This window comes from Microbacterium sp., assembly GCF_039812165.1.
In the GTDB taxonomy this organism is placed as follows: Bacteria; Actinomycetota; Actinomycetes; order Actinomycetales; family Microbacteriaceae; genus Microbacterium.
On record NZ_JBDIAB010000164.1, the window covers coordinates 1 to 6,480 of the forward strand.

Sequence of the window (6,480 nt, forward strand, 5' to 3'; positions counted from 1 at the left end):
CACGGATGCCGCGCAGCAGCGCCTGCGGCGCCTCGCGGCGCTGCGACGCGTGCGCGACCGCATCGACCGCGAGTACGCGCAGCCGCTCGACGTCGAGGCGCTCGCGCGCGGCGAGCACCTGTCGGCCGGATACCTCAGCCGCGAGTTCCGCCAGGCCTTCGGCGAGTCGCCGTACAGCTATCTCATGACGCGCCGCATCGAGCGGGCGATGGCGCTGCTGCGCCGCGGCGACCTCAGCGTCACGGAGGTGTGCTTCGCGGTCGGCTGCGCGTCGCTCGGCACGTTCAGCACGCGCTTCACCGAGCTCGTGGGCATCACGCCGAGCGCGTACCGGGCCGGCGAGGCGCCGTCGACGGAGGGCATGCCGGCGTGCGTCGCCAAGCAGATCACGCGACCGGTCAGGAATCGAGAAGCGCGCGAGGCGCCCGCCGACGTAGCGTGACGTCCATGAACATCACCATCCACTCCTCCTTCCTCCCGCACGACGACCCCGAGGCCGCGCTCGGCTTCTACCGCGACGCGCTCGGCTTCGAGGTGCGCCTCGACGTGGGCTACGAGGGCATGCGCTGGATCACGGTCGGCCCCGCCGACCAGCCCGACACCGCGATCGTCCTGACGCCGGCCGGCGTCATGCCCGGCACTACCGACGACGAGCGACGCGTCATCGTCGAGATGATGGCCAAGGGCACGTACGCGGGCGTCAACCTGTCGGCGACCGACCTCGAGGACACGTTCGACCGTCTGCAGGCCGCCGGCGCGGAGGTCGTGCAGGAGCCCACCGACCAGCCGTACGGCGTGCGCGACTGCGCCTTCCGCGACCCGGCGGGCAACCTCGTCCGCATCCAGCAGGCCGCCTGACGCCCGCGCAGCCGGCCCGCGGGGCTCGGCCACGGCCGCACCGGGCCGCTCGTCACGAAGCGGCCGCCGAACTGCGTCCGGTCGGCGGCGTCGCGCGGGTGCCGGGCGCCGCGATCGCTGCCGCGCCGGGGCGCGGGATAATGGGGCGGTGACCTCCCCCCTCGCGATCCCCGGCTGGCGGCATGTCTACTCCGGCAAGGTCCGCGACCTCTACGTCGACGACGACGCCGCCGACGGGCGCATGCTCGTGGTCGCGAGCGACCGCGTCAGCGCGTTCGACCACGTGCTCTCGCCCGGCATCCCCGGCAAGGGTGCGCTCCTGACGACCCTGAGCCTGTGGTGGTTCGGCCGCCTCGCCGGCGCCGACGGCGGGCGGGCGATCCCCAACCACCTGGTCGACGGCGCCGAGGTCCCGGACGCCGTCGCCGGCCGCGCCATGGTCGTCGGAAAGCTCGACATGCTGCCGGTGGAGTGCGTCGTGCGCGGCTATCTGACCGGGAGCGGCTGGGCGGAGTACCGCGCGAGCGGCACGGTGTGCGGCCTTCCGCTGCCGGAGGGCCTGTCGAACGGCGACCGCCTGCCCGAGCCGATCTACACGCCCGCCTACAAGGCGCCGCTCGGCGAGCACGACGAGAACATCTCGTTCGAGCAGACCGTCGAGCTGGTCGGCGCGGAGCGCGCCGCCCAGCTGCGCGACCTGTCGCTCGAGGTCTACGCGCGCGCGGCGCGCACCGCCGAGGCGCACGGGCTCATCCTCGCCGACACGAAGTTCGAGTTCGGCGTCGACGCGGACGGCGTCCTGCGGCTGGCCGACGAGGTGCTCACGAGCGACTCGTCGCGATACTGGGATGCCGCGGCCTGGGCCTCGGGCACGACGCCCGAGGAGCGCATGGCGAGCTTCGACAAGCAGATCGTGCGCGACTGGCTCGCGGCGCACTGGGACAAGCGGGGCACGCCCCCCGAGCTCCCCGCCGACATCGTCGCGCGCACCGCCGACAAGTACCGCGAGCTGCTCGACCGCCTCACCGGCGCCTGACCGGCGGCAGGGCGGGGCACTCGCGCGGCGCGGGAATGCGGGCCGGATGCCGCGCGTTGTCCATTCGGATGAATGAGACTGACGCGACCTCCGGTCGCATCGCCGCCGACACCGCGATGGGCGCCGTGACGCTGCTCGTCGGCGACCTCGACCTCATGACGCGGTACTACCGCGACGCCGTGACGCTCCAGGTGCTGGCCGCCGAGGGCGACACCGTCACGCTCGGCCGCGCCGGGCACCCGATCGTCGTGCTGCGGCACGAGGCCGCGCTCCGCCACGCCGCCGCCGGCTCGGCCGGGCTGTATCACACGGCCATCCTCTTCGAGACGCAGGCGGCGCTCGCGGCCGCGCTGTACTCGGTCGCCCGCCACGCGCCCGGCACCTTCACCGGCAGCGCCGACCACCTCGTGAGCCAGGCCTTCTACTTCACCGATCCGGAGGGCAACGGTGTCGAGCTGTATTGGGATCGCGCCCGCACGACCTGGTCGTGGACGCACGGACAGGTCGAGATGGCCACCCTCTTCCTCGACCCGAACGCCTTCCTGCGCGAGCACCTCACGCCCGAAGCCGCCGAGGGCGCCACGACTGCCGCCCCGGCGGCCGTCGGCCACGTGCACCTCTCGGTGGGCGACGTCGCGACCGCGCGCGCCTTCTACGTCGACGCCCTCGGGTTCGACACCACGGCAACGCTCGGCAACACCGCGCTGTTCGTGAGCGCGGGCGGCTACCACCACCACATGGCCATGAACGTGTGGGATTCGCGCGGGGCGGGTCCGCGGATGCCGGCACTCGGACTCGGCCGCATCGATCTGACTCTTCCGCACGCCGACGCGCTCGGCGCGCTGCACGAGCGCCTGCGCGACCACGGCTTCGCGGTGCGCGACGACGGCCGCGTGTTGAGCTTCGACGACCCGTGGCGCAACGCGCTCCACGCGTCGGTCGCCTGACACCCGCGGCTCGCGGGGAGCCTCGCCACGCTGGATCGACCGGCGTCACCCGGTCGGCGTCGCGGCGCCACGCCCCCGGCCCGCCCGAAGCCCCGGCTCAGGCGGAGTCGCGGACGATCAGCTCGGTGTCGAGGATCGTCACGTGCGGCGGATTCTCGCCGGCCAGGCGCGCGAGCAGCACGTGGGCCATCTGCTCGCCCTGTGCGTGCGAGGGCTGGCGCACGGTGGTCAGGTGCGGGGTGACGCTCGTGGCCACGGGCGAGTCGTCGAAGCCCACGATCGCGATGTCGTCCGGCACGCGGATGCCGGCCCGCCCGAGCTCGGCGAGCGCCCCGCGCGCCATGAGGTCGCTCGCGATGAACAACGCGTCGAACTCCTCGCCGCCGCGGAGGATCCGTCTCATCGCCAGCATGCCGCCGTCGGCGGTGAAGTCGCCGTCGGCCACCGGCCCCTCGGCGAGACCGGCGGCCGCGATCGCCTCGCGGTAGCCGAGCAGCCGGTCGACGCCCGCGGGCATGGTGGGCGGGCCGGTGATGGTGCCGATGCGGCGGTGCCCGCCGTCGACGAGGTGCTGGGTGCCCAGTCTTCCGCCGGCCACGTTGTCGACGTCGACGTAGTAGTCGCGCTCGCGCTCGCGGATCGGGCGACCTCCGTAGACGACCGGCACGGCCGCGGCGATGCGGTCGATGAACGTGTCGCTCGTGTGGTGCGACACGACGATCGCCCCGTCGACGGCGCCGCGCTGCAGGTACGCGGTGGTCTTGTCGCGCGGGTCGTCGTTGGCGATGAAGAGGTTCAGCACGTAGTCGGTGCGGCGCAGCCGCTCGTTGATGCCGGACACGATCGACGCGAAGAACGGGTCTCCGAAGAACCGGGTCGTGTCCTCGGGCACGACCAGCGCGATCGCCATCGTCGCGCGGCTGGCCAGCGACCGCGCCGCGCGGTTGGGGATGTAGTTGAGCTCGACGATCGCGCGCTGCACGGCCTCGAGCGCGGCCGGGCTGACCGCCGTCGAGCCGTTGACGACGCGCGACACCGTGGAGCGCGAGACGCCGGCCGCCGCGGCGACCTCCTCGATCGTGACCGAGGCACGCGATACGTCGAACGTCATGGGGTCCTACCTCGGCGGTGCGGCGGCGTCGGCCGGAACGAGGCCGGCCGCAACCGGCTCGTCCGGAGCGGAGTCGGGATCGGGCGCGTCGCCGAGCGCACGCGCGGCGATGACCCGACGATACTCCCGTGCGCTGTCCTTGAGCGTGCGCTCCTGGGTGTCGTAGTCCACGTGCACGATGCCGAAGCGCTTGTCGTAGCCCCACGCCCACTCGAAGTTGTCCAGGAGCGACCACGCGAAGTAGCCGCGCACGTCGACGCCGGCGTCGGCCGCGTCGAGCACCGCCGCGAGGTGGGCGCGCAGGAACGCCGTCCGCTCCGCGTCGTGCACGCGACCGTCGGGCCCCACGACGTCGTCGTAGGCGGCCCCGTTCTCGGTGACGTACAGCGCCGTGCCGGCGGGCTCCGCGTATTCGCGCCACACGCGCCGGAGCAGCCGCGTGAGCCCCTCGGGCTGCACCTCCCAGTTCATCGCGGTGCGCGGCAGTCCCCGTTCGTGCCAGTGGATGCCGTCGCCCGCCGGGAACGGCGACCCTCCGGTGCGCGGGGTGGGGGCGTCGCCGGCGGGCACCGGGTCGACCCCGGGTCGGCCGCCGACGAGCTCGCCGTGGTAGTAGTTGACGCCGAGCGCGTCGATCGGCTGCGCGATCGTGGCGAGGTCGCCGTCGTGCGTCGCCGCCTCCAGCGCCGCGATCGCCTCCGGTGCGGCGGCGCGGATGTCGTCCACGACGTCGGCGGGGTAGGCGCCGCGGAAGACCGGGTCGAGGAACCAGCGGTCGAACTGCCCGTCGATGCGCCGCGCGGCGTCGGCGTCGAGCGGATCGTCCGGGTCGACGGCATCCGCCACGGTGAGGTTGAGGGTCAGGCCGAGGCTCAGCGACGCGTCGCGCGCGCGCAGCTCGCGCACCGCGAGGCCGTGCCCGAGGAGCAGGTGGTGCGCCGCGAGCACCCCCTCGGTCGCCGAGCGGTGGCCGGGGGCGTGGATGCCGGCGGTATGGCTGAGGAACGACGAGCACCACGGCTCGTTGAGCGTCGTCCAGATCGGCACGCGGTCGCCGAGCGCGTCGTGCACGCTCAGCGCGTACTCGGCGAACAGCTCGCTCGTCTCGCGCACGGTCCAGCCGCCACGCTCCTGCAGGGCCTGCGGCAGGTCCCAGTGGTACAGCGTGAGCCACGGCACGATGCCGGCCGCGCACAGCTCGTCGACGAGCCGCCGGTAGAAGTCGAGGCCCTTCTGGTTGACCGGCCCGCCGTCGGGCCGCACGCGCGCCCACGACGTGGAGAACCGGTAGGCGTCGAGGCCCAGGCCAGCCATGAGCGCGACGTCCTCGCGGTAGCGGTGGTAGTGGTCGCACGCGACGTCGCCGTCGTCGCCGGCCAGCACGGCGCCGGGCACGCGGCAGAACGCGTCCCAGATCGACGCGGTGCGGCCGTCCTCGCCGGCGGCGCCCTCGATCTGGTAGGCGGCGGTGGCGGCGCCGAACAGGAACCCGTCCGGGAAGGCGCGCGGGGTGTCGGGCATGGGGGTTCCCTTCCGTCGGCGGCGAGGGCTCAGCCCTTGACCGCGCCTTGCATGATGCCGCTCACGAGCTGCCGCCCGGCGAAGACGAACAGGACGATGAGCGGGATGGTCGACAGCAGCACGCCGGCGAGCACGATCGAGTAGTCGACGAAGTAGTTCGACTGCAGCAGCGACAGCGCGACCGGGAGAGTGGGGTTCTGCCGATCGAGCACGATGAACGGCCAGAAGAAGTTGTTCCACGCCGACACGAACGTGAACAGGCCCAGCATCGCCGCCGCGGGTCGGGCCGCCGGCATCCCGACCGTCCAGAAGGTGCGGAACGAGCTGGCCCCGTCCACGCGTGCGGCCTCGATGAGCTCGTCCGGCACCGCCTGGCGGATGTACTGGGTCATCCAGAAGACGCCGAACGCGCTCACGAGCGCCGGCACGATGATCGCGCCGAGCTGCCCCGTCCATCCGATCTCGCTGAACAGGATGTACAGGGGGACGACGCCGAGCTGGGTGGGCACGGCCATCGTCGCGATCACGAACACGAGCAGCCAGCTCGACCCGCGGAACCGCAGCTTCGCGAACGCCCAGCCGGCGAGCGTCGAGAAGAAGACGACGGATGCCGCGATCAGCCCCGAGCTGACGATCGAGTTCCACAACGCGGGCCAGAAGTTGACCGCGGGGTCGCCGATCACCTTCGCCGCGTTGGCGAGGAAGTTGCCGCCCGGGATCCACGACATGTTCGGGTCGCGGATGGTGGAGGCGTCGCCCGAGCCGATCAGCAGCGACCAGTAGAACGGGAAGACGCTGCCCAGGAGCACGACCCCGAGGCATCCGTAGACGAACCAGCCGGGACGCGACCCGCGGATGCGGCGCGCGCTCCTGGGCGGTGCGGTGGCGTGGTCGGCGTCGACGGTGGGCGGGGACTGCACGACGCTCATCGCGTCACCTCCGTGGATCGGGCCGCGGCGGCGCGCGCGGATGCCGCGCGGTCTGCGGCGAGGCGCGCCTTGAGCGCG

General features: G+C 73.1%; 7 protein-coding genes. 4 read left to right on the plus strand and 3 right to left on the minus strand.

Features of this window, described 5'->3' with window-relative positions; genetic code table 11:
• The first annotated feature begins 22 nt into the window (after positions 1-22).
• The 4 genes from WML84_RS11670 to WML84_RS11685 all read left to right on the plus strand — a co-directional run bounded on the left by WML84_RS11670 (position 23) and on the right by WML84_RS11685 (position 2,841).
• Positions 23-442 (plus strand): helix-turn-helix transcriptional regulator, encoded by a 420-nt coding sequence (locus tag WML84_RS11670; protein WP_347346323.1) that lies wholly within the window; start codon positions 23-25, stop codon positions 440-442.
• Positions 443-447: 5 nt separating this feature from the next.
• Positions 448-858, plus strand: a complete 411-nt coding sequence (locus WML84_RS11675; protein ID WP_347346317.1) for a VOC family protein — start codon at positions 448-450, stop codon at positions 856-858.
• A gap of 148 nt (positions 859-1,006) precedes the next feature.
• Positions 1,007-1,894, plus strand: coding sequence for a phosphoribosylaminoimidazolesuccinocarboxamide synthase (locus WML84_RS11680; protein ID WP_347346318.1), 888 nt, complete (start codon positions 1,007-1,009; stop codon positions 1,892-1,894).
• A 68-nt stretch (positions 1,895-1,962) separates the two neighbouring features.
• The gene (locus WML84_RS11685) at positions 1,963-2,841 is read left to right on the plus strand and encodes a VOC family protein (protein ID WP_347346319.1); all 879 of its coding nucleotides are present in this window, start codon (positions 1,963-1,965) and stop codon (positions 2,839-2,841) included.
• A 97-nt stretch (positions 2,842-2,938) separates the two neighbouring features.
• On the opposite strand, the gene WML84_RS11690 is transcribed toward WML84_RS11685, so the two are convergent.
• Genes WML84_RS11690 through WML84_RS11700 form a run of 3 tightly spaced genes read right to left on the minus strand, consistent with a single transcriptional unit; the run spans position 2,939 to position 6,402 of the window.
• Positions 2,939-3,952 carry a LacI family DNA-binding transcriptional regulator gene (locus WML84_RS11690; protein WP_347346320.1) on the minus strand — a complete coding sequence of 338 codons (1,014 nt, stop codon included), beginning with the start codon at positions 3,950-3,952 and terminating at the stop codon, positions 2,939-2,941.
• A 6-nt stretch (positions 3,953-3,958) separates the two neighbouring features.
• Positions 3,959-5,473 (minus strand): family 1 glycosylhydrolase, encoded by a 1,515-nt coding sequence (locus WML84_RS11695; protein WP_347346321.1) that lies wholly within the window; start codon positions 5,471-5,473, stop codon positions 3,959-3,961.
• Positions 5,474-5,502: 29 nt separating this feature from the next.
• Complete coding sequence (locus WML84_RS11700) at positions 5,503-6,402, minus strand: carbohydrate ABC transporter permease (RefSeq protein ID WP_347346322.1); 900 nt, start codon at positions 6,400-6,402, stop codon at positions 5,503-5,505.
• Positions 6,403-6,480: the final 78 nt, after the last annotated feature.